The following is a 19,941-nucleotide window of genomic DNA, read 5'->3' as shown; positions in this document are numbered from 1 at the left end:
TTCGTGATCTCGCTGGGGCAGGCCAGCTAGCCTGTCTCGCGCGTGCGCGTTGCCTGCATCGACATCGGGTCCAACACGACCCGCCTGCTGGTCGCGGACCACGCCGGCGGCGCGCTCCTGCCTGTCGTCCAGGTGCGCGCCTTCACCCAGCTCGGGCGCGCGTCGCGTCCGCAGGAACCGCTCGCCGAGGACGTCGTCGCCTCGCTCGCCGAGGTCGTCGCCGAGCAGGCTGCCGCGGCGCGCGAAGCAGGCGCGACGGCGGTCCGCGTCGTCGCGACGGCGGCGCTGCGACGGGTCTCCAACGGCGTCGCGGTCTGCGCGGCGCTGAGCGGGGCAGCCGGCCGGCCGGTCGAGCTGCTGAGCGCGGAGGAGGAGGCGCGGCTGGCGTTCGCGGGGGCGACCGCGTCGCTCGCCTGCGGGCCGGCCGAGCCGATCGGCGTCGCCGACGTCGGCGGCGGATCGAGCGAGCTGATCGTCGGCACGCGCGCTGACGGCGTGACGTGGTCGCGGTCGCTCGCGCTCGGCTCCGGCGACCTCGCCGACGTGCACCTGTGCGCCGACCCGCCGGTCGCGGCGGAGCTGCAGGCGGTGCGCGGCGCCGTCGCGGCGGCACTTGCCGGCGTGACGGCGCCGCCGGTCACGCGTGCGGTCGCGGTCGGCGGCAGCGCGACGTCGCTCGCGCGGCTGGTCGGGCCGCGACTCGACGCCGACGCGCTCGCATGCGCGGTCGAGAAGCTCGTCGCGGCGCCGGCGGCGGTCGTCGCGGTCGACCACGAGCTGGACCCCGCGCGCGTGCGGCTGCTGCCGGCAGGACTGCTCGTACTCGCCGGCGTGGTGGCGCTGCTCGGCCCGCTCGAGGTCGCCGACGGCGGGCTGCGCGAAGGCGTCGTGCTCGGCCTCGCGACTGCTGGCAGCTGAGCACCGCCCGTCGCGCCAGCCCGCGCCCGTCGCGCCTGCCCGCGCCCCGCCGCGCCTGCCCGCGCCCCGCCGCCGGCTGCTCCGCCGCGTGTCGCCGCCGATCGCGCGCGTCTCTCCAACACACACGCTCACCGCTGCGCACGCACCGTGCCAATCGTCGCGCGCGGCCTCGACGCGGCCTGCCGTGGGCGCTTTGCTCGTCCGATGCGGTGCGGGCGGGACGGCGAGCGGGGACAGGCGACGAACGAGTACGCCGCGCTGCTCGTGCTCGTCGCGGTCGTCTTCCTCGGCCTCGTCGGGCTCACGGCGGGCGGCCTCGGCAGCCACGTGCTGGCGGGCATCCAGCGGGGGATCTGCACGGTCGCCCCTGGACCGTGCCCGCGCCCGCTCGTCCCGCGCGCCGACCTCGCGCCGTGCCCGCTGGAGCGGCGCGTGCGCGAGGAACGGCTGAGCGAGACGATCGCCGTCGTCAAGCTCGGCACGAGCGGCACGCTCACCGCCGTGCGCGGCTCCGACGGCCGCGTCACCGTCACGCTCGCGGACGGCAGCAGCGTCGGGGCGACGGTCGGCGTCGGGCTGACGCTGTTCGGGATCGGCGCCGAGGGGAGAGCGAACGCCGGCGTCGCCTGGGCTTCGGGACGCGCCTGGACGTTCCCCGACGCGGCGTCTGCGCGGCGCTTCGTCGAGCGCTACGGCCGCAAGGCGACGATCGGCGGCAAGCTGCTCGACGACGTGCGCGGCGCCTGCTCGCTGCTGTGCGACGCGCTCGGCTGGCTGCCGCATCCGCAGCTGCCGCCGCCCGACGAGGTGCACGAGGAGGGCGGCGCGCTCGCCTCGCTGTCGGTCCCGTTCGGGCTCGGCGGGCGCGAGTCCTCGGCCGGTGGGGAGGCGGCGGCCGTGCTGGGGCGCAAGCGCACGCGCGCGGGTGAGACGACGTGGTACGTGCGGCTGAGCGCGGCGGCGAGCGCGCGGCTGCGGCTGCCGGGCAGCGCGCTCGCCGGCAACGGCGGCGGACGCGTCGTGCTCTCCTACCGGCTCGGCCGCGACGGCGCGCCGCTCACGCTCGGCGTCCACGCGGCCGGCGAGGCGAGCGGCAGCGGCGCGTTCGCGCTCGACGTCCGCGGCGGCAGACGCGGCAGAGGCGCCGACGGCGCGGGCCGCGGCGGCGTCGTCGAGCTGGACGCGACGCTCGACCTGACCGACCCCGCCAACCGTGCCGCCGCGGGTGACCTGCTCGACGCGCTGCGCGGCGACCCCACGGCGGTTGCCGAGCGGGCGAGCGCGCTCGCCGAGCGGATCGAGCGCCACGGCCAGCTCGACCGCCGCCGCTACGCGCTCAGCAGCGACGCGACGCAGCTCGGCGCGTCGGTGTCGCTTGGTGTCTCGATCGGCGGCGCGTTCGAGCGCACGACGAAGGGCCTGCGTCTGCTCGCCGCCGAGACGCGTCTCCCCGGCCTGCCGTTCCTCCCGCGCGACGACTGCATGGCGTAGCCTCGGCAGAGCCTCGCGTTACGCCTGGAGAACTCGCCTGGCGGCTCGCTCTCCGGGGCGCTGCCCGTCCGCCCGATAGCCTCCCGCGCATGAGCGCCGACGAGACCACGCCCGCTCGGCTCGACGACCTGCCGGCGCAGGTCGACCCGTCCGACCGCTCGCCGCGGGAGGCGATCGCGGACGTGAGGATCCGCGTCCCGACGCGCGGCAACCGCAAGCTGGAGAAGCTGATCGCTGCGGTCAACGAGGACGACCAGGTGAAGGCGTGGTGGCACGTGCAGGCGGTCAACGCGACGCGCCGCCTCGGCATGTCGGACCACTCGTGGATCCACATCCAGATCGTGCTCAACATCGCGCTGCGGCTCTCGCGGCTGCTGTTCCGCAGAGGCGTGGTGCCGGGCATGGTCGCCGACTACGGCATGAGATTGAGAGACGCCGAGGTCGTGATCGCCGGCGGCGCGCTGCTGCACGACGTCGGCATGACCGTCCACCGCGCCGACCACGAGGCGTACAGCCTCTTCCTCGCCGCCGCCAAGCTGCCCGAGCTGCTGAGCGACGTCTACGACGAGCCGGAGCGCTCGATCGTCGTCTCCGAGACGCTGCACGCGATCATCGGCCACCGCCGCCGCGGCAACCCGTTCACGATCGAGGCCGGGATCGTCCGCGTCGCCGACGCGCTCGACATGGCCCGCGGCCGGTCGCGCGTGCCGTTCGAGGCCGGCCACCAGAACATCCACTCGCTCTCCGCCTACGCGATCGAGGACGTCAAGATAGTTCCCGGCAAGGACCGCGCGGTCCGCGTCGAGATCGCGATGTCCAACAGCGCCGGCATCTTCCAGGTCGACGAGCTGCTCGCGACGAAGCTGCGCGGCTCCGGGCTGGAGGAGCACGTCGAGGTGATCGCGCGGATCGACGCCGAGCACGAGAGACGCCTCGTGCCCGTGTTCAGGATCTAGGGCCTGAGCGCGCCAGCCTGCATCGTCCTGGCGCGCTGCCGCGCGCGGCAGCGCCCTGACGCCTCCCTGCGGTGATGCACTGGGTTGAGGTCGGGACAGAAGCAGAGGAGCGACCATGTACGAGAAGAACGGCGAGCGCTACTTCGTCGTCGACGGCCACGTCCACTTCTGGGACGCGAGCCCCGAGAACCAGGCGAACGAGTTCGGCGCAGGGTTCATCAACTGCTTCTACGACTACCACCGCAACCTCAGTCCGCCGGAGTGGGTCTGGTCGCTGGAGAGATTTCAGCGCTACAGCGAAGAGGACCTGATGCACGACCTCTTCGAGGTCGGCTACGACGACGTCGCGCTGTTCCTGCCGACGTACCTGACGGACTTCTACAAGAGAGGCTTCAACACGACCGAGCAGAACGCCGACGTCGCCGCGCGCCATCCCGGCCGCTTCATCGTCAACGGCGCGTGGGACCCGCGCGACGGCGACGCCGGGCTCGCGGCGCTGGAGGAGCTGGCGGAGCGGTACCAGCTCAGAGGCGTGAAGCTCTACACCGCCGAGTGGCGGGGCGATTCGCGCGGCTACTCGTTGAAGAGCCCGGAGGCTCACCGCTACCTGGAGAAGTCGCAGGAGCTGGGCATCCGCAACATCCACGTCCACAAGGGCCCGACGATCTGGCCGCTCGACCGCGACGCGTTCGACGTCGCCGACGTCGACTACGCCGCGACGGACTTCCCGGAGCTGAACTTCATCGTCGAGCACTGCGGCCTGCCGCGGCTGGAGGACTTCTGCTGGATCGCGACGCAGGAGCCGAACGTCTACGGCGGTCTCGCGGTGGCGATGCCGTTCATCCACACGCGCCCGCGCTACTTCGCGCAGGTGCTCGGCGAGCTGCTCTACTGGATCGGCGAGGACCGCATCCTGTTCGCCAGCGACTACGCGATCTGGCAGCCGAAGTGGCTGATCGAGCGCTTCGTCGACCTCGAGATCCCGGCCGACATGAGCGAGTACCCGGAGCTGACGCCGGACGTCAAGCGCAAGATCCTCGGCCTCAACGCGGCGGCGCTGTACGACATCGACGTGCCGCCGGAGCTCGACATCGCCGGTGCGCCCGAGCAGACTGCCGCGATCGGCTCGGAGCCGGTGAGTCCGGCATGACGACGCGGGCAGCGGTGCTCGGCGCGCTCGCCGGCGTGCGCGACCCGGAGCTCGACGAGCCGCTCACCGAGCTGGGGTTCGTCGGCGCGGTCGCGATCGACGGCGCCGACGTGCACGTCAGCCTGCGGCTGCCGACGTTCTTCTGCGCCCCGAGCTTCGTCTACCTGATGGTCGCCGACTCGCACGCGGCGGTCGCGCGGCTGCCGGGCGTCGACGCCGTCACCGTCGACGTCGGCGATCACTTCGCCGGGGAGCAGATCGCCTCCGCCGTCGCCGGGCACGACGGGTTCGCGGCCGCGTTCCCCGGCGAGGCAGCAGGCGAGCCAGACCTGCTGCGGACGCGCTTCGAGCGCAAGGCGCTCGTCGCGCGCCAGGCGCGCATCGCCGAGACGCTGCTTGCAGGCGGCTGCGCGCTCGACGACCTCCGCACGCTGACGCTCTCGCGACTGCCGCCGGGAACGGACCGCGAGCGCTGCCGGGCGCTGCGCGAGCAGCTGGGACTGCCGTCCGCGCCGCACACGCCCGCGTTCGTGCGCCCTGACGGCGGGACGCTCGCGGACGCCGGCGAGCTGGAGCGCTTTCTGCGCGTCGCGCGGCTGGTGCGCGTGAGCCTGGAGGGCAACGGCGGCTTCTGCCGCGGGCTGCTGCGGACGCGCTACGGCGTTCCCGACCAGGAGAGGAGAGCGGCATGAGAGCCGCGCGCCTGCACGAGTACCACGGCCAGCTGCACGTCGAGGAGCTGGCGGAGCCGGCGCTGCTCGCGCCGCACGACGTGATCGTCCGGATCGGCGGCGCCGGCCTGTGCCGCACCGACCTCCACATCCAGCAGGGCCAGTGGGCGGAGAAGTCGGGCGTCGAGCTGCCGTACGTGCTCGGCCACGAGAACGCCGGCTGGGTCCACGAGATCGGCGCGGCGGTCAGCAACGTCGCGGTCGGCGATCCGGTGATCCTGCATCCGCTCGTCACGTGCGGGCTCTGTCGCGCGTGCCGCATCGGCGACGACGTCCACTGCGAGGACAGCCGCTTTCCGGGCATCTCGGTCGACGGTGGCTTCGCCGAGCTGATGCGCACGACGGCGCGCTCGGTCGTCAAGCTCGGCGCCGGTGTCGAACCGGGCGCCGTCGCGGCGCTCGCCGACGCGGGGCTGACCGCGTACCACGCGGTCCGCAAGGCGGCCCCGATCCTCCACCCGGGCACGTTCGCAGTCGTCGTCGGCGCCGGCGGGCTCGGTCACATCGGGATCCAGTGCCTGAGCGCGCTGACGCCCGCCGAGATCGTCGTGCTCGACCCGTCCGAGGGCGCCCTCGCGCTCGCGCGCGAGCTGGGCGCCGACCACACCGTGCGGGTCGACGGGACGCACGTCGCGAAGGTGCTCGAGCTGACCGACGGCCGTGGCGCCGAGGCGGTGATCGACTTCGTCGGCGAGCACGGGATCATCCCCGACGGCGTCGCGATGCTGCGCGACGCCGGCTCGTACTTCGTGATCGGCTACGGCGAGAACGTCGACGTGCCGACGATCGACATCATCTCGCGCGAGATCAACTTCGTCGGGAACCTCGTCGGCTCCTACGACGACCTCGCGAACCTGATGACGCTGACCCGGCAGCGGAGGGTGACGCTGCACACGACGACCTACCCGCTCGACGCTGTCAACGACGCGATGGCCGACCTCGACGGCGGCCGGCTGCAGGGCCGCGCGATCCTCGTCCCGGCCTGAACTCCGGGAGATCGGCGCCAGCCGATCTCCCAATGGAATTCGCGCCAGCGAATTCCACCGCTACCAGTGCACGCCCTTCATCAGGTGCGCGAGCGCGACCTGCTCGGTCGACGCGTGCTCGCCCGGGTCGACCGCGCCCTTCGCCGCCGCCGAGTCGGGGAAGACCTTGTATGCCATGTGCAGTATCTGGTCGACGGCCTTCGGTGCGAGCGCGTAGGCGACCTCGCCGAAGGTGCCCAGGCGCGTGTTGATCTGCTTCGGCTTGGAGCGGATCGCCTCGCAGATCAGGTCGGCCGCCTCGTCCGGCGAGATCGTCGGGAAGGAGTCGTAGATTCTCGTCGGCGCGATCATCGCCGTCCGCACGAGCGGCATGTGGATCGTCGTGAACGAGACGCCGTCGCCGATCGTCTCGGAGCCGACGACGCGCGTGAACGCGTCGAGCGCCGCCTTCGACGCGACGTAGGCCGAGAAGCGCGGCGGGTTCGTCTGCACGCCGATCGACGAGACGTTGACGATGTGACCGGTTCTGCGCTCGCGCATGTGCGGCAGCAGCTGGATGATCAGCTTGATCGTGCCGAGGTAGTTGAGCTGGATCGTCCGCTCGAAGTCGTGGAAGCGGTCATAGCTGAGCGCGATCGAGCGGCGGATCGAGCGGCCGGCGTTGTTGACGAGCACGTCGACCGCGGGGTGGTCGGCGAAGATCCGCTCGGTCAGCTGCTCGATCGCGGCGGTGTCGGAGAGGTCGGCGGTGTAGACGTACGCCGTCCCGCCGAGCGACTCGATCTCGCGCTTGGTCTCCTCCAGCGCGTCGGCTCTGCGCGCGACCAGCAGCGGGATCCCGCCCGCGCGCGCGATCTTGAGCGCCGCCGCGCGGCCGATGCCGCTGGAGGCGCCGGTGATGATCACCGTCTTGCCGTTGACCGAGCCCTCGAACGAGTGGTCTCTGAAGAGGTCGGGGTCGAGGTTGCGCTCCCAGTAGTCCCACAGCTTCGTCGCGTACGACGACAGCGGCGGGACCTCGATCCCGCTGCCCTCCAGCGCGCGCTCGGTGTCGCGCGTGTCGAACTGCGCGGTGAGCGCGATGTGGTCGACGATCTCGTCCGGGATCCCGAAGTCGCCGAGGAAGCTTCTGCGGACGCCCTTGGCGGCCGGCAGCTTCATCAGCATCGAGATCGTGCCCTTCGGCAGCGCCTGCGTGATGCGGCGGTCGATCCGCATCGCCAGCTGCGGCGCGTGCGCGGCGGCGGCGAACTCGTTCATCGCTTCGCCGGAGCGCTGCGGGCGCGGGTCAGCGAGGTGGAACGCCTGGCCGTCGAGGCCGGGCTTGTGCGCGATCTCGTCCATCGCAGCGGCGACGAAGTCGACCGGGACGATGTTCGTGTAGCCCAGCTCCGGGCCGACGAGCGGGAACCACTGCGGCAGCAGGCTGCGCAGCTTCTGGATCGCCTTGAAGAAGTAGTACGGGCCGTCGATCTTGTCCATCTCGCCCGTCTGCGAGTGGCCGACGACGATCGCCGGGCGGTAGACGCGCCACGGCACGGTCGTCTGTGTGCGCGCGAGCCGCTCGGACTCGAACTTCGAGCGGTGGTACGGGTGGTCGAGCTTCTGGCCCTCGTCGAACATGTCCTCGCGGAAGAGGCCCTTGTATCTGCCGGCCGCCGCGATCGAGGAGACGTGGTGGAAGGTCCCGGCCTGAAGCTCGTTCGCGAGTGTGACGGCATGGCGCGTGCCTTCGACGTTCGCGATCCGGTTGCGCTCCTCGTCCGCGGTCATGTCGTAGATCGCGGCGAGGTGGAAGAAGTGGTCGATCGAGCCGCGAAGCTCCTCGATCTGCGCGTCGGAGAGGCCGAGCTGCGCCTCGGCGAGGTCGCCGACGACTGGCTTGACGCGTCCGTCAGCGCCCCAGCGCTCGGTCAGGGCCGCGAGGCGGTCGGTCGAGGCCGCGCGCACGAGCACGTACACGTCGCCGTCGCGTTCGAGCAGCCGCTCGATCAGATGACGGCCGATCAGCCCGGTTCCACCGGTCACGAAGTAGTTCATTCCGCTCCTCCCACGGTTGTGCCAACCCTATACCCGCGATCGATCGGACCGGGCGGGTTGGCGCTCACCGGCGCACGTGGCGCGGCCGGGATGACGCTGGAAAGTGGGAGAAGCGGTGGAGCGGGAGGCGGAGCCGCGGGTGCGGGCTACCAGCCGCCCTGCCAGTCGACGTTCGTTCTGCGGGCCTTCGCCGCAGCCTTGCGCGCGTCTCTGCGCTTGTCGAGGCGCCACTGGAGCATGCTGAGCACGAAGATCAGGAGCGGGAAGAACGCGATCACCATGAAGCCCGCGTTCGTGACGACTCTGTCGGTCGTCTCGCCGTAGGTGCCCTCGCCCGAGACGCCGCCCTCGTTGATGTTCGCCATCGCGACGGGGGCGAGCAGGAGCAGGACGAGGGCCGAGCTCACGAGAGTCGTGGCGGCGCGTGTGATCGTTCGGCGGCGCATAGCCCGGCGAACGATAACGAATCGGGGGACGGACCCGCACCGTCACGGGCGCACCGCCTGTGCGTCGATCTCCTCCTACCATGGACCGACATGGCCGTCGTGATCGCATCGGACATCGGCAAGGACATCGCAGGCTCCCCGCTGATGCGGGGCGTCTCGTTCAAGCTCGAGCGCAGACACCGGATGACGCTGTCCGGGCGCAACGGCGCGGGTAAGACGACGCTGCTGCGGATGATCGCCGGGCAGGCGTCGGTCGACGTCGGCGAGCTGTCGTTCCAGAAGGGCACGAAGATCGCCCTGCACGACCAGCGTCCTCCGCGCGAGCAGGACCTGACGCTGCGCGACTACGTGCTCTCGGGCGCGAGAGAGATCGTCGCCGTGGAGGAAGAGCTGGCGCGGCTGGAGCAGCGGATGGCGGACGGCGACTACGAGGAGTCGACGCTCAACGCCTACGCCCGCGCCCAGGCGCGGCTGGAGCACTTCGGCGGCTACCGCTGGCGCGACAACGCGCAGTCGATGCTGCACGGGCTCGGCTTCAAGGACGACGACCTCGACCGCGAGCTGTCGACCTTCTCCGGCGGCCAGCTGACGCGCGGCTCGCTCGCCCGCGCGCTCGCCGGCGGTCCCGACCTGCTGCTGCTCGACGAGCCGACCAACCACCTCGACATCGCCTCGCTCGAATGGCTCGAGCAGTACCTCGTGACGATGGACGCCGCCGTCGTGCTGGTCGCGCACGACCGCTGGTTCCTGGAGGCCGTCGGCACCGCGGTGCTGGAGATGGAGGCGGGCCGCTCGCGCTTCTTCTCCGGCCCCTGGCACAAGTGGCGCCAGGAGCAGGCCGCGCGCGAGCTGGCGCTCGGCCGCGCGATCGACAAGCAGCAGGCGGAGATCGCCCGTCTGGAGAAGTTCGTCGAGCGCTTCCGCGCGAAGGCGACGAAGGCGAGACAGGCGCAGTCGCGCGTGAAGCGGCTGGAGAGAATCGAGCGGATCGAGCGCGACCCGCGCGACACCGAGTCGCTCGCGTTCCAGTTCAAGACGCCCGAGCGCGCCGGCCGCGTGATCTTCGAGCTCGACGACGGGCGGATCGAGGTCCCCGGCAAGGTGCTGCTGGAGCACGCCGAGCTGTGGTTGGAGCGCGGGGAGCACGTCGCGCTCGTGGGCCCCAACGGGACCGGCAAGACGACGCTGATCGACACGCTCGCCGGCCAGCGCCCGCTGCCCGCGGGCAAGCTCCGCACCGGCCACAACATCCAGTTCGGCTATCTCTCCCAGCACGCCGAGAACCTCGGCGAGACCGGCAGCGTGCTCGACGCCGCGCAGCGCGCGACGAGACTGACGCCGAACAAGGCGCGCGCGCTGCTCGGCCGCTTCCTCTTCTCCGGCGAGGACGCGCAGAAGCCGCTCGTCGGCCTCTCCGGCGGCGAGCGCCAGCGGCTGTCGCTCGCGATCCTCGTCAGCTCCGGCGCGAACGTGCTGATCCTCGACGAGCCGACCAACCACCTCGACGTCGAGAGCCGCGAGGCGCTGGAGGACGCGCTCAGCGGCTTCGAGGGCTCGCTGCTGCTCGTCTCCCACGACCGCGCGCTGCTCGACGCCGTCGGCACGCGCACGATCGCGATCGAGGACGGCAGACTCAACAGCTACGAGGGCGGCTGGGCCGACTACGTGCGCGTGCGCGACGAGCGCAGAGTGGCCGAGGCGGCCGCGCGCAACGCCGCTCCGGCGGCGTCGAAGTCCAAGCCGGCGAAGACCAACGGCGCGGCGCCGAAGGCGAAGGCGAACGGCGGCGGGCCGGCCCCGGCTGCCGCCAAGCCGGCCCGCTCCAAGAACGCGCTGCGCGAGGCGAGAAGGCTCGAACGCGAGATCGAGTCGGCCGAGGCGGCGTTGAGCGAGCTGGAGGCCGAGCTGGCCGATCCGGCGGCGTGGGCCGACTCGGAGAGAACCGCCGCGTCGAGCGAGCGGCACGCCGCCGCCAAGCGCGCGGTCGAAGAGCTGTACGCGCGCTACGAGCGCGTCGCCGACTAGCTCGGCCCGCGTCAGCGCGTCAGCCGCGCCGGGCGGTCGACGCTCGCGGGATGAGCCGCGTCGGCACGGTCACGGAGCGGTGCGCCTGGACGGGATCGGCGAGCACCGCCGTCAACAGCTCGACGGCTTCGCGCCCGATCCGGGCCGGGTGGAGGTTCAGCGCGGTCAGCGGCGGGTCGGCCCAGCGCAGGCCGTCGCTGTCGACGGCGCCCGCGATCCCGAGGTCTCCGGGGACCGACAGGCCGCGCTGCCGTGCGACGTGCAGCGTCGCGAGCGCGAGCACGTCGAGCATCGCGTAGACGGCGTCGGGCCGCGGCTCGTGCGAGAGCAGCGCCTCCGCGGCGCTGATCGCCGCCGCCGCGGACATGCCGGAGCGCGCGGGCACCGAGATCGGCTCGATCCCGTGCGCGGCCGTCCACTCCTCGTACGCGGCGAGCGTGTCGGCGGCGTAGGAGCGGGTGATCGGGCCGGTCAGGATCGCCGGACGCTCGTAGCCGGCCTCGAGGAAGTGGTCGAGCACCCGCGTCGCCGCCTTGCGCAGGTCGTTGTCGACGGAGCTGAGCGCGACGCCGTCGCGCAGCACGCGACCGGTCGTGACGACCGGGGCGCCGCGTGCGGAGAGCGCCTGGAGCAGCGGCTCGGTGCCGGTCGGGTCGATCACGATCGCGCCGTCGACGGCGAACGTCTCGATGTCTCGCGGTCCCATGTCGGGGGCCGCGAGCACCGCCGTGTAGCCATGGTCCAGCGCGGTCGCCGAGACGCTGTTGAGCACGTCGACGAAGTAGGCGGAGTCGGTCACGAGGGCCTTGCGGCCGACGCCCGAGATCTGCACCGCGATCGTCATGTGGCGGCCCGTCGCCAGCCGCTGCGCATGCGGATTGGCGGTGTAGCCCAGCTCCTCCGCGAGCGCGAGGACGCGCGCACGCGTGTCGGGCAGGACGCGGCCCTTGCCGTTCAACGAGTGCGAGACGGTCGTGACCGAGACGCCGGCTGCGCTGGCGATGTCGCGGATGCTGACGCGGCGCGCTGCCGGGCGGTTGTCGTTCATCGCCAAACGGTTTTATCAGTCGGGATGCCCGGAGGCGCTTCACCGGCCGATCACGACTTCGTCACATGCGTGACACACCGCAGCGTCGACGCGCCCGTACCGTCGGCCCATGAGCGACCTGACGATCCATCGATCGCGCACCCGCACGCTGCAGGGGATCGCGAGCGCCGGCGGCGAGCGACCGCTCGACGGCCGTCTCGGCCTCGACGTGCCGCGCGAGACGTGGCCCACGGCGCCCGAGCTGAAGCGGCTCGAGGCGTGCGGCTACGGATGGGTCCAACTGCATGCGCCGCCGATCGAGATGCTCGCCGACCCGCTGTGCGTGCAGCGGCACGCGGACTGCCTGCGGGCGGTCCTCGCGCCGACGAGCCTCCGCGTCGTGCTGCACGCGCCCGACACGCTCGCGGTCGGGACGCCGCTGCACGATCGCGCCTTCGCCGGGCTGCTCGACTATGCCGTCGCGGTCGGCGCGCGGATCGTCGTGCTCCACTGCGGCCGCTTCCCGCTCGCCGAGGGCGTCGCCGCCGACCGGGTCGAGGACCGTCTGCTCGCCGAGGAGCACGCGCTGCGCCGCTTCGCCGCGCACGCCGAGCGCGTCGGGATCCGGATCGCGTTGGAGAACCTCGCGCCGGTCTACCCGCAGCCGCAGACCCGCCGCGAGCTGTGTCACGCGCCGCTGTTCGTGCGCGACCTCGTGCGGCGGATCGCGTCGCCCGCGGTCGGGATGGCGTTCGACCTCGGCCACGCGCACGTCACCTCGCAGCTCGAAGGGATCGCCCTCGTCGACGTGCTGGCGGCGGCGCTCGACGAGACCGTGCTCTTCCACGTGCACGACAACCTCGGCGTGCGCCGGGGGCCGGGCACGCCGCCGGGGGTCCTGCCGCTGCGCCTCGACCTGCACATGGCCCCCGGTCGTGGGACGCTGCCGTGGCGGGCGCTCGCGCCGCTGCTGCTCGCGCACCCGGCGCCGCTGCAGTTGGAGGTCGCGCCGGGCCACCGTCCCGAGCCGCTGCGCCTGGCGACGGTCAGCGCAGAGCTGCTGACGCGGTCCTGAGCGCGGGAGGAGGATGATGACCGTGCACATGGTCCAGATCCGCCAGGAATACCGCGACGCGCTCGCGCAGATCGAGCGGCAGGCGCTCGAAGGGCTCGACATGGTCGTCGTCGCGGTCGATCGCGCCGTCGCGGCGCTGATGGAGCGCGACGTCGAGCTGGCGAGCTTCGTCGTCGCCGACGACGATCGCATCGACGGCCGCTACCTGGAGACGCACCAGGCGATCCTCTCGCTGCTCGCGCTGCAGGCGCCGGTCGCGGGGGACCTGCGGATCGTCGCCGCGCTGCTGCACGTGATCCGCCACGTCGAGCGGATGGGCGACCAGTGCGTCACGATCGCGAAGATGGTCCCGCTCGACGGGCGCGAGGCGCCGGTCGACCGCGAGCTGCTCGACCTGATCGCGCGCATGGGCACGCTCGTGCGCGCGCAGGTGCTGCAGTGCAAGCAGGCGTTCGCGACGCGCGAGCTGGCGCTCGCCGAGGACCTCGCGCTGCGCGACCAGGAGGTCAACTCGCTCAACCGCGAGATCTTCGCGCGCGCGGTCGCGATCGGCGGCGACCCGGCACTGCGCGAGTGGGCGATGCACATGACGCTCGTCGCGCGCTGCCTGGAGCGGATCGGCGACAACGCCGTCGACATCGGCGAGCAGACGGCGTTCGTGGTGACGGGCCTCTTCCGCGAGTTCTCCGACGCGTCACAGGTGCGCATCGACCACGACTGAATCGCCGTCGCTCCGCGTTCCGGGGCGACGGCCGTCGAGCGAACTGCGTTCCCCGCCGGGCCGGGGCGCAGACGCAATTCTCGGTGATTCCGGCGGCAGGTGTGAACACGGTGTTATCGGCATGCCGAGCGGGCTGCCGACGTCGTGCGAGAGGGTTAGACTCCTGCCCACCATGAACACGGCATACACCGCGGGAGCGACGCCCCCCCAGCACGACGAGTCGCATGCCCCGGGGTCGCGGACGGCCCCTCTCCGCCTCGCCATCATCGACGGTGACAGTGGTTTCCTCCAGGTTGTCGAGAAGCGCGTTCGAGCGCGCGGCTGGCAGCAGCGCATCCTGACCGGCGCCGTGCCGGTCGACGAGCTGGTCTCGATGCGGCTCGGTGCGCTCGTGGTCGACCTCGCCGTCCTCGGGGCGCCCGGCTGGGCGTACCTCGAACAGGTCTGTGCGGCGCTTCCGGCACTGCCGGTGATCGTCTGCACCGGCCCGTCGACCGTCGCCCAGCGGGTCCGCGCGCTGCGGGTCGGCGCCGACGACTGGCTCGGCAAGCCATGCCACCCGGAGGAGCTGGTCGCTCGCATCGAGGCGATCGTGCGCCGCGGCCGGCTCGCGTCGCCGCCGGTCGAGCGGCCCGTCGTCGAGGCCGGCGAGATCGCGATCCGCCCGGACCAGTTCCAGGCGTTCGTCGGCTCGCGCAGTCTCGACCTGACCCGCCGCGAGTTCGAGCTGATCCGCCTGCTCGCCGGCAACGCCGGACAGGTGCTCGAGCGCGAGGCGATCTACCAGCGCGTGTGGGGCTACGCGATGGCCCACGGCGACCGCTCGGTGGACGTGTTCGTGCGCAAGCTGCGCCAGAAGCTCGAGCGCGCCTCGCCGCAGTGGCGCTACATCCACACGCACTTCGGCGTCGGCTACCGCTTCGCGCCGGAGGCGGTCGACAGTCCGCAGAGCACGGATTCCGCGGACGAGCGGGGGCTCGTGTCTGACGACGCGCTCGCCGAACTGCGCGAGCGTGTGCTGCAATAGACGATGACATGACGACCACCGTCCGGAACGTCCTCATCATCCTCGCGCTCGGCGCGCTGGTGATGCTGGTCCCGGGCGGGGGGAACGCGAGCGACGGGATCCTCCAGGCGCTCGTGATCGTCATGTTCGCCGCGCTCGCCTACCTCGTCGTGAGGCTCTACCGCGAGCGCCGCACCGACCTCTACTCGCTCGGCGAGCGCAACCGCGTGATCCTGTACGGGTCGCTCGGGCTGGCAACGATCACCGTCGTCGCGACGGACCGCATGTGGGACACCGGCGCGGGAACGCTCGCCTGGTTCGCGCTCGTCGGCGCCGCCGTCTACGGGGCGTACTACGTCTTCCGTGCCGCCCGCACGTACTGACGCACCGCCTCCGCCCTCCTCCGTCTATCGCGAGCTGCGGCCGTCGAGCGCGCTCGAGGACCTGCTCGCCTGCCGCTGGTACCAGCAGGTCGCCGACGATCGCGTCCAGCGCGTCGTCCCCGACGGCTGCGCCGACGTGGTCTGGATCGCAGGGCGCGAGCTGGTCGTCGCGGGCCCGGCGACGCACGCCGCGCTCGCGTCGCTGCCAGCCGGCTCGGCGACGGTCGGCGTGCGCTTCCGGCCCGGGACAGGCGCCGCCGCGCTCGGCGTGCCGCTCGACGCGCTCCGCGACGTGACGATCCCGCTCGCGGAGGTGTGGGGGGCCGAGCGCGCCGACCGCCTCGCCGACGCGCTCGCAGCGGAGGCGGGCGCCGCGGCGGGCGCGACGCTGGCGCAGCTGGACCGATTGGAGCGCGCCGTGCTGGCGGCGCGCGCGGACGCGCCGCCGGTCGACCGGCTCGTGCTGGCGGCGGCGCAGCGGTTCGCGGGCGCCCCGGCGAGCGTGCGCGTGCGCGACGTCGGCGACGCGCTCGGCGTGAGCGAGCGTCAATTGCTGCGCCGCTTTCGCGCGGCCGTCGGCTACGGGCCCAAGACGCTCGCGCGGGTGCTGCGCTTCCAGCGCTTCCTGCAGTCGGCGTGGGAGATGCCGGCGCCCGGTTCCGGCCCCGGTCTCAGCCGGCTCGCGTTCGACGCAGGGTACGCCGACCAGGCGCACCTCGCGCGCGAGTGCCGGGACCTTGCGGGCGTCTCGCCGCGCCGGCTGCTTGCCGGCAGCTGAACGACGTCCGAAACGTTCAAGACCTGGCCGGCCCGGATCGGGAAGGATCGCTGCATGCACACGGCTTCCGCACCCGACCTCGACGCAGTCGCAGAGTTCGTCTGGCGCAACGCGCGCCTGCTCGACCGCCACCGCTTCGCGTTCTTCACCGGCGCCGGCGGCGCCGAGCCCGTCATCGCGACGCTGCGCGCGTACGCGAACGCCGACGGCGGCTTCGGCAACGGCCTCGAACCGGACATCCGCGCGCCGCTCAGCCAGCCGCAGCCGCTCGAGCTGGCGCTGCACGTGCTCGACGAGGTCGATGCGCTCGACGACCCGCTGGTGACGCGCGCGTGCGACTGGCTGGCCGGCGTGACGACCACGGACGGCGGCGTGCCGTTCGTGCTGCCGTCGGTGCGCGACTGGCCGCGCGCTCCGTGGTGGCAGAGCGATGACGAGCCGCCCGCGTCGGTCAACCCGACCGCCGCGATCGCCGGGCTGCTGACCCGCAACGGCGTCACGCATACATGGCTCGCGGGCGCGACGGAGTTCGTCTGGCGCGCGCTCGACGGACCGCTCGACGCGGTCGGCGGCTATGAGGCGATCGCGCTGTACGCGTTCCTCGACGGGATGCGTGACGGCGTGCGCGGTGGCGACGGCGTGCGCGGCGGCGACGCGGCGAGAGTCGAGGCGGCCGCGGCGCGGCTCGGCCAGATCGTCCGCGAGCGCGAGCTGGTCGCGCTCGACCCGGCCACCACGGGGCACGTCTTCTCACCGCTGGCGCTGGCACCGCGGCCGGACGCGCTTGCGCGGCGCGAGTTCGCCGACGACGTGATCGACGCGCACCTCGACGCGCTCGCCGCCGGGCAGGAGGCCGACGGCGGCTGGCCGATCGGGTGGGAGCCGCCGAGCGTCGCGGCGGAGCTGGAGTGGCGCGGCTGGATCTCGGTCGGAGCGCTCCGCACCCTGCGCGCGTACGGCCGTATCTGAGCCGTCTCCGCGCACGAGCGGCCGCGTCCTCGCCACTTCGTCGCTGATTCGGCACACCTGCGCGTAGCCCCGTCGCAGGAGCGCTTGGGAGGGTCCGCCGCATGCCCTCCCTCCGCTCCGACGACGGCCAGGCGTCCGTCGAGCTGGTCGCCCTCCTCCCGCTCGTCGGCCTGGTCGTCGTGCTGCTGTGGCAGGCCGCGCTCGCCGGCTCGGCGATGTGGCTGGGCGGTGGCGCGGCGCGCGCGGCGGCGCGCGCCGAGGCACTCGGCGCCGACCCGCTGCGCGCCGCGCGCGGCGTCCTCCCGGGACGCTTCGAGCGTGGGCTCGCGGTCCGGCGCGAACGCGACGGGTCGATCGCGCTCGTCGTCCGCGTCCCCGCCGTCGTCGGCGGCGGCGCGCTCGGATCGGTGACCACGCGGGCCCGCTTCGAGGCGCAGCAGTGACGGTGCGGGCGGTCGGCGGCGACATGCCGCGGTGGCGGGACGCGTCGGGTCAGGCGGCCGTCGAGTTCGTAGCGCTGCTGCCGATCGTCGTCGCGGTCGCGCTCGGGATCCTGCAGGCGCTGGCGGCCGGCGCTGCGGACGAGCTGGCCGACCACGCCGCGCTCAGCGGCGCCATCGCGTTGGCGCAGGGAAGGGACGCCGCCGCGGCTGCGCGCAGAGCGCTGCCGGGCTGGGCGCGCGACCGTCTCGAGGTGACCGTCAGGGGCACGCGCGTGCACGTGCGCCTCACGCCGCGATCGCTGCTGCCGGGGCTCGGCGATCGCCTCCGGGCGAGCGCGAGCGCAGACGCGGGGACGGAGAGATGAGCGGCGCGCTCGCACACGCCCGCGGGCTGTTCGTGGCGGCACCTGCGCGGCCGGCGGCGACCACACCGCTCACCGGCCGGCCGCAGGTGGCCGTCCTCTGCTCGCCGGCACGAGCGCAGGCCGCCGCGGCGTCGGTGGCGCTCGCGCTCGCCGCTGCGTGCAGCACGCCGTTCTCGCTCGCCTGCGCCGTCGGCACCGGCGCACCCGCCCCGGCTTCGCTCGCGCCCGGGGCGCGTCGCGCCGTCGTGCGGCTGCGCCAGCGCGGCGAACATGCCACAGCGGTCGGCCGCGTCGTCTGGCTCACGGCCGAGCCGCCGGCGGGCGCGGCGGGCGACGTCGACGCCGGTCGGTCCGCCGGCGGACGTTCCGACGCCGCCGGCACCCTCGCCGGGGCCAGCCGCGCGCTGGGCCGAGCGGCAGGTGCGGTCGCCGCGCCTGCTGTGCTCGCGGTCCCGTTCGCGCGCACGGCCGCGATCGACCGGGTGCTCGGGTGGTGCGACGCGATCGTCGTCGTGCGCGACGCCGAGACGCCGACGGCACTCGCCGAGCTGGTGCTGGGGAGCATCGAGGAGCTGCGGCGGCCGGTCGTCGCGATGGACGCTCCCGCGCGCATCGCCGCGCGCGCGGCGACCGCCGGCCTGCGTGCCCCCGCGGTCGCCGTCGACGCCGTCGCCCGGCTCTACGAGGCGGGCAGTCTCCGATGACCGACGGCCGTCCGGCGACGACGCCGTCCGCGCCCGGCGCACCGCAGGGGCGCGGGGAGGACGGACAAGCCCTGCTCGTGATCGTCGCGGCGATCGCGGTGGTGCTGCTGGCCGCCGTGATGATCGGCGGGATCGCGAGCGGGCTCGGGGACAGAGGCCGCAACCAGCGGGCTGCGGACCTGGCCGCCCTCGGCGGCGCGCGGGCGATGCGCGCGAGCTACCACCGGCTGTTCGTCCCAGCGTGGTTCGGCGGACGGCCCAATCCGCTGCACCTCACCCGCGCGGCGTACCTCGAGCGCGGTCGCGCCCGCGCGCTGGCGACCGCTCGCGCGAACGGTGCCGAGGCGATCGAGGTCGGCTTCCCGGACGGCAGCACGTTCGCACCGACGCGCATCCGCGTCACCGTCCGCGACCGCGCGGTCGTCGAAGTCGGCGGCGAGCAGCGCAGCGCGGCGGTCGACGCGCTCGCCGAGGCAGAGCTCGCGCCGACCGCGTCGGCCGACGCGCTCGCGGCCGGGCCCGGCGACTACTCCGGGCCGCTCGCGTACCGGCAGGGCCGGCCGATGCGGCCGGACGTGGCGGTGGCGTTCGACCGGCTCGCCGCCGCTGCCGCCGCCGACGGGATCACGCTGATCGTCGCCAGCGGGTGGCGCAGCTCGGCCGAGCAGGCGCGCCTCTTCGCCGCGAATCCTGACCCCAGATGGGTCGCTCCGCCCGGGAGATCGCTCCACCGGCTCGGCACCGAGCTGGACCTCGGCCCGGAGAGCGCGTACGGCTGGCTGGCGGCGAACGCGCCGCGCTTTCACTTCGTCAGACGGATGGCCTGGGAACCCTGGCACTACGGGTTCACGCTCAACGCGGGCAGCACCTCGGTCGGCTTCGGCGGCGACGGGCGCGCGACGATGCCGTCGTTCGTGCCGGCGCGGTACGCGCCCGATATCGCGCGGGCATCGCAGCGCTGGAACGTGTCGGCGGCGCTGCTGGCGGCGCAGCTCTACGCGGAGAGCGGATTCAACCCCTTCGCCGTCTCGACCGCGGGCGCGCAGGGGATCGCGCAGTTCATGCCCGGGACAGCGCAGGCGTACGGGTTGTCCGACCCGTTCGACGCGCCCAGCGCGATCGACGCGCAGGCGCGCATGATGCGCGACCTGCTGCGCCAATTCGGCACCGTGCCGCTCGCGCTCGCGGCCTACAACGCCGGCCCCGGCGCGGTGTCCGGCTGCGGGTGCATCCCGCCCTATCCGGAGACGCAGGCGTACGTCGCGCGCATCCTCGGCCTGCTGCGCGGTGCTGGCGACACGGCCGGGCTGGGCGGCGGCTTCGAGGTCCGGCTCGTCAGATGAGCGCCTCGCCCACCGGACGACGTCTCGCGGCTCACGCTCGACGGGGTGTTCGGTGGCGGCGCGATCGCCTTCGTGATCTGGACAGCGACGGCCGTTACACACTATTTGCGGTAGACAGGAGATCTAGCATGGAACACATGAGATCCCGAGTACGTTCAAGCGTGAAACTGGCGCTGGTGGATCTCGACGAATGGCGCGCCGAGCGTCAGGAGTGGCGGGAGGTACGCGACGAGCGCCGGCGCAGGCGCGCTGCTCGTCACGCCCGCCGTCGCGACGGCGTCCGCTGAGCGCTCCACGTCGCGGCTGCTGATCACAGCCGCGCCGTGCCAGCGGGCGCCGTACGCGGCGCGCGGGCATCGTCCCGGCCGACGGGCCGGGTGTCGA

Annotated in this window: 21 protein-coding genes; 17 read left to right on the top strand and 4 right to left on the bottom strand. The window is 73.3% G+C overall.

The annotated features are described in order from the left end of the window. The first annotated feature begins 42 nt into the window (after positions 1-42). The 6 genes from CWOE_RS22880 to CWOE_RS22855 all read left to right on the top strand — a co-directional run bounded on the left by CWOE_RS22880 (position 43) and on the right by CWOE_RS22855 (position 6,232). Positions 43-918, top strand: coding sequence for a Ppx/GppA phosphatase family protein (locus CWOE_RS22880; protein ID WP_012936020.1), 876 nt, complete (start codon positions 43-45; stop codon positions 916-918). A 204-nt stretch (positions 919-1,122) separates the two neighbouring features. Beyond that, positions 1,123-2,409, top strand: a complete 1,287-nt coding sequence (locus CWOE_RS33620; RefSeq protein ID WP_012936019.1) for a hypothetical protein — start codon at positions 1,123-1,125, stop codon at positions 2,407-2,409. Positions 2,410-2,498: 89 nt separating this feature from the next. Further along, the gene (locus tag CWOE_RS22870) at positions 2,499-3,365 is read left to right on the top strand and encodes an HD domain-containing protein (protein WP_012936018.1); all 867 of its coding nucleotides are present in this window, start codon (positions 2,499-2,501) and stop codon (positions 3,363-3,365) included. A 115-nt stretch (positions 3,366-3,480) separates the two neighbouring features. Then, positions 3,481-4,515, top strand: a complete 1,035-nt coding sequence (locus CWOE_RS22865; protein WP_012936017.1) for an amidohydrolase family protein — start codon at positions 3,481-3,483, stop codon at positions 4,513-4,515. Then, positions 4,512-5,207, top strand: coding sequence for an iron-sulfur cluster assembly protein (locus tag CWOE_RS22860; protein ID WP_012936016.1), 696 nt, complete (start codon positions 4,512-4,514; stop codon positions 5,205-5,207). Before CWOE_RS22865 ends, CWOE_RS22860 begins: the two co-directional genes overlap by 4 nt. After that, positions 5,204-6,232 carry an NAD(P)-dependent alcohol dehydrogenase gene (locus CWOE_RS22855; protein WP_012936015.1) on the top strand — a complete coding sequence of 343 codons (1,029 nt, stop codon included), beginning with the start codon at positions 5,204-5,206 and terminating at the stop codon, positions 6,230-6,232. The genes CWOE_RS22860 and CWOE_RS22855 overlap by 4 nt, the downstream gene beginning before the upstream one ends. Positions 6,233-6,292: 60 nt before the next feature. On the opposite strand, the gene CWOE_RS22850 is transcribed toward CWOE_RS22855, so the two are convergent. Both CWOE_RS22850 and CWOE_RS22845 read right to left on the bottom strand, forming a co-directional pair. After that, a complete protein-coding gene (locus CWOE_RS22850; RefSeq protein ID WP_012936014.1) occupies positions 6,293-8,272 on the bottom strand; it encodes an SDR family oxidoreductase in 1,980 nt (659 codons plus the stop codon). A 146-nt stretch (positions 8,273-8,418) separates the two neighbouring features. Beyond that, positions 8,419-8,679 (bottom strand): hypothetical protein, encoded by a 261-nt coding sequence (locus CWOE_RS22845; protein ID WP_148261121.1) that lies wholly within the window; start codon positions 8,677-8,679, stop codon positions 8,419-8,421. A 129-nt stretch (positions 8,680-8,808) separates the two neighbouring features. On the opposite strand from CWOE_RS22845, the gene CWOE_RS22840 reads away from it, so the two are divergent. Further along, positions 8,809-10,743 (top strand): ABC-F family ATP-binding cassette domain-containing protein, encoded by a 1,935-nt coding sequence (locus CWOE_RS22840; RefSeq protein ID WP_012936012.1) that lies wholly within the window; start codon positions 8,809-8,811, stop codon positions 10,741-10,743. Between the two features lie 19 nt (positions 10,744-10,762). Here the strand turns inward: CWOE_RS22840 and CWOE_RS22835 are convergent, their stop codons facing one another. Further along, positions 10,763-11,791, bottom strand: a complete 1,029-nt coding sequence (locus tag CWOE_RS22835) for a LacI family DNA-binding transcriptional regulator (RefSeq protein ID WP_012936011.1) — start codon at positions 11,789-11,791, stop codon at positions 10,763-10,765. Between the two features lie 109 nt (positions 11,792-11,900). On the opposite strand from CWOE_RS22835, the gene CWOE_RS22830 reads away from it, so the two are divergent. The 10 genes from CWOE_RS22830 to CWOE_RS33615 all read left to right on the top strand — a co-directional run bounded on the left by CWOE_RS22830 (position 11,901) and on the right by CWOE_RS33615 (position 19,557). Further along, positions 11,901-12,845 carry a sugar phosphate isomerase/epimerase family protein gene (locus CWOE_RS22830; RefSeq protein ID WP_012936010.1) on the top strand — a complete coding sequence of 315 codons (945 nt, stop codon included), beginning with the start codon at positions 11,901-11,903 and terminating at the stop codon, positions 12,843-12,845. Between the two features lie 16 nt (positions 12,846-12,861). After that, positions 12,862-13,566, top strand: a complete 705-nt coding sequence (locus tag CWOE_RS22825; protein WP_012936009.1) for a phosphate signaling complex PhoU family protein — start codon at positions 12,862-12,864, stop codon at positions 13,564-13,566. A 172-nt stretch (positions 13,567-13,738) separates the two neighbouring features. Further along, the gene (locus CWOE_RS22820; RefSeq protein ID WP_012936008.1) at positions 13,739-14,593 is read left to right on the top strand and encodes a response regulator transcription factor; all 855 of its coding nucleotides are present in this window, start codon (positions 13,739-13,741) and stop codon (positions 14,591-14,593) included. An 8-nt stretch (positions 14,594-14,601) separates the two neighbouring features. Continuing rightward, positions 14,602-14,955 (top strand): hypothetical protein, encoded by a 354-nt coding sequence (locus CWOE_RS22815; protein ID WP_012936007.1) that lies wholly within the window; start codon positions 14,602-14,604, stop codon positions 14,953-14,955. Next, complete coding sequence (locus CWOE_RS22810) at positions 14,936-15,733, top strand: AraC family transcriptional regulator (protein WP_012936006.1); 798 nt, start codon at positions 14,936-14,938, stop codon at positions 15,731-15,733. The genes CWOE_RS22815 and CWOE_RS22810 overlap by 20 nt, the downstream gene beginning before the upstream one ends. Positions 15,734-15,787: 54 nt before the next feature. Then, complete coding sequence (locus CWOE_RS22805) at positions 15,788-16,702, top strand: hypothetical protein (protein WP_012936005.1); 915 nt, start codon at positions 15,788-15,790, stop codon at positions 16,700-16,702. Between the two features lie 101 nt (positions 16,703-16,803). Next, positions 16,804-17,145 (top strand): hypothetical protein, encoded by a 342-nt coding sequence (locus CWOE_RS22800; protein WP_012936004.1) that lies wholly within the window; start codon positions 16,804-16,806, stop codon positions 17,143-17,145. Beyond that, positions 17,142-17,510 (top strand): TadE family protein, encoded by a 369-nt coding sequence (locus CWOE_RS22795; protein WP_012936003.1) that lies wholly within the window; start codon positions 17,142-17,144, stop codon positions 17,508-17,510. Before CWOE_RS22800 ends, CWOE_RS22795 begins: the two co-directional genes overlap by 4 nt. Continuing rightward, positions 17,507-18,214 carry a hypothetical protein gene (locus CWOE_RS22790; protein WP_012936002.1) on the top strand — a complete coding sequence of 236 codons (708 nt, stop codon included), beginning with the start codon at positions 17,507-17,509 and terminating at the stop codon, positions 18,212-18,214. Before CWOE_RS22795 ends, CWOE_RS22790 begins: the two co-directional genes overlap by 4 nt. Next, on the top strand, positions 18,211-19,557 hold the full coding sequence (locus tag CWOE_RS33615; RefSeq protein ID WP_012936001.1) for a lytic transglycosylase domain-containing protein: 1,347 nt from the start codon (positions 18,211-18,213) through the stop codon (positions 19,555-19,557). The genes CWOE_RS22790 and CWOE_RS33615 overlap by 4 nt, the downstream gene beginning before the upstream one ends. Positions 19,558-19,712: 155 nt before the next feature. Here the strand turns inward: CWOE_RS33615 and CWOE_RS33610 are convergent, their stop codons facing one another. Next, complete coding sequence (locus tag CWOE_RS33610) at positions 19,713-19,853, bottom strand: hypothetical protein (protein WP_160165556.1); 141 nt, start codon at positions 19,851-19,853, stop codon at positions 19,713-19,715. Positions 19,854-19,941 lie beyond the last annotated feature (88 nt).

Origin of the sequence: Conexibacter woesei DSM 14684 (assembly GCF_000025265.1) — a bacterium.
Lineage (GTDB): Bacteria > Actinomycetota > Thermoleophilia > Solirubrobacterales > Solirubrobacteraceae > Conexibacter > Conexibacter woesei.
This window is presented reverse-complemented; position numbering and strand designations above follow the sequence as displayed.

What these genes read in the sequence shown, in the direction of transcription:
- CWOE_RS33620 (WP_012936019.1), top strand. Translation starts at nt 1,123, where the DNA reads ATGCGGTGCGGGCGGGACGGCGAGCGGGGACAGGCGACGAACGAGTAC.
- CWOE_RS22870 (WP_012936018.1), top strand. Translation starts at nt 2,499, where the DNA reads ATGAGCGCCGACGAGACCACGCCCGCTCGGCTCGACGACCTGCCGGCG.
- CWOE_RS22865 (WP_012936017.1), top strand. Translation starts at nt 3,481, where the DNA reads ATGTACGAGAAGAACGGCGAGCGCTACTTCGTCGTCGACGGCCACGTC.
- CWOE_RS22860 (WP_012936016.1), top strand. Translation starts at nt 4,512, where the DNA reads ATGACGACGCGGGCAGCGGTGCTCGGCGCGCTCGCCGGCGTGCGCGAC.
- CWOE_RS22855 (WP_012936015.1), top strand. Translation starts at nt 5,204, where the DNA reads ATGAGAGCCGCGCGCCTGCACGAGTACCACGGCCAGCTGCACGTCGAG.
- CWOE_RS22850 (WP_012936014.1), bottom strand. Translation starts at nt 8,272, where the DNA reads ATGAACTACTTCGTGACCGGTGGAACCGGGCTGATCGGCCGTCATCTG.
- CWOE_RS22840 (WP_012936012.1), top strand. Translation starts at nt 8,809, where the DNA reads ATGGCCGTCGTGATCGCATCGGACATCGGCAAGGACATCGCAGGCTCC.
- CWOE_RS22835 (WP_012936011.1), bottom strand. Translation starts at nt 11,791, where the DNA reads ATGAACGACAACCGCCCGGCAGCGCGCCGCGTCAGCATCCGCGACATC.
- CWOE_RS22830 (WP_012936010.1), top strand. Translation starts at nt 11,901, where the DNA reads ATGAGCGACCTGACGATCCATCGATCGCGCACCCGCACGCTGCAGGGG.
- CWOE_RS22825 (WP_012936009.1), top strand. Translation starts at nt 12,862, where the DNA reads ATGACCGTGCACATGGTCCAGATCCGCCAGGAATACCGCGACGCGCTC.
- CWOE_RS22820 (WP_012936008.1), top strand. Translation starts at nt 13,739, where the DNA reads ATGAACACGGCATACACCGCGGGAGCGACGCCCCCCCAGCACGACGAG.
- CWOE_RS22815 (WP_012936007.1), top strand. Translation starts at nt 14,602, where the DNA reads ATGACGACCACCGTCCGGAACGTCCTCATCATCCTCGCGCTCGGCGCG.
- CWOE_RS22805 (WP_012936005.1), top strand. Translation starts at nt 15,788, where the DNA reads ATGCACACGGCTTCCGCACCCGACCTCGACGCAGTCGCAGAGTTCGTC.
- CWOE_RS22800 (WP_012936004.1), top strand. Translation starts at nt 16,804, where the DNA reads ATGCCCTCCCTCCGCTCCGACGACGGCCAGGCGTCCGTCGAGCTGGTC.
- CWOE_RS22790 (WP_012936002.1), top strand. Translation starts at nt 17,507, where the DNA reads ATGAGCGGCGCGCTCGCACACGCCCGCGGGCTGTTCGTGGCGGCACCT.
- CWOE_RS33615 (WP_012936001.1), top strand. Translation starts at nt 18,211, where the DNA reads ATGACCGACGGCCGTCCGGCGACGACGCCGTCCGCGCCCGGCGCACCG.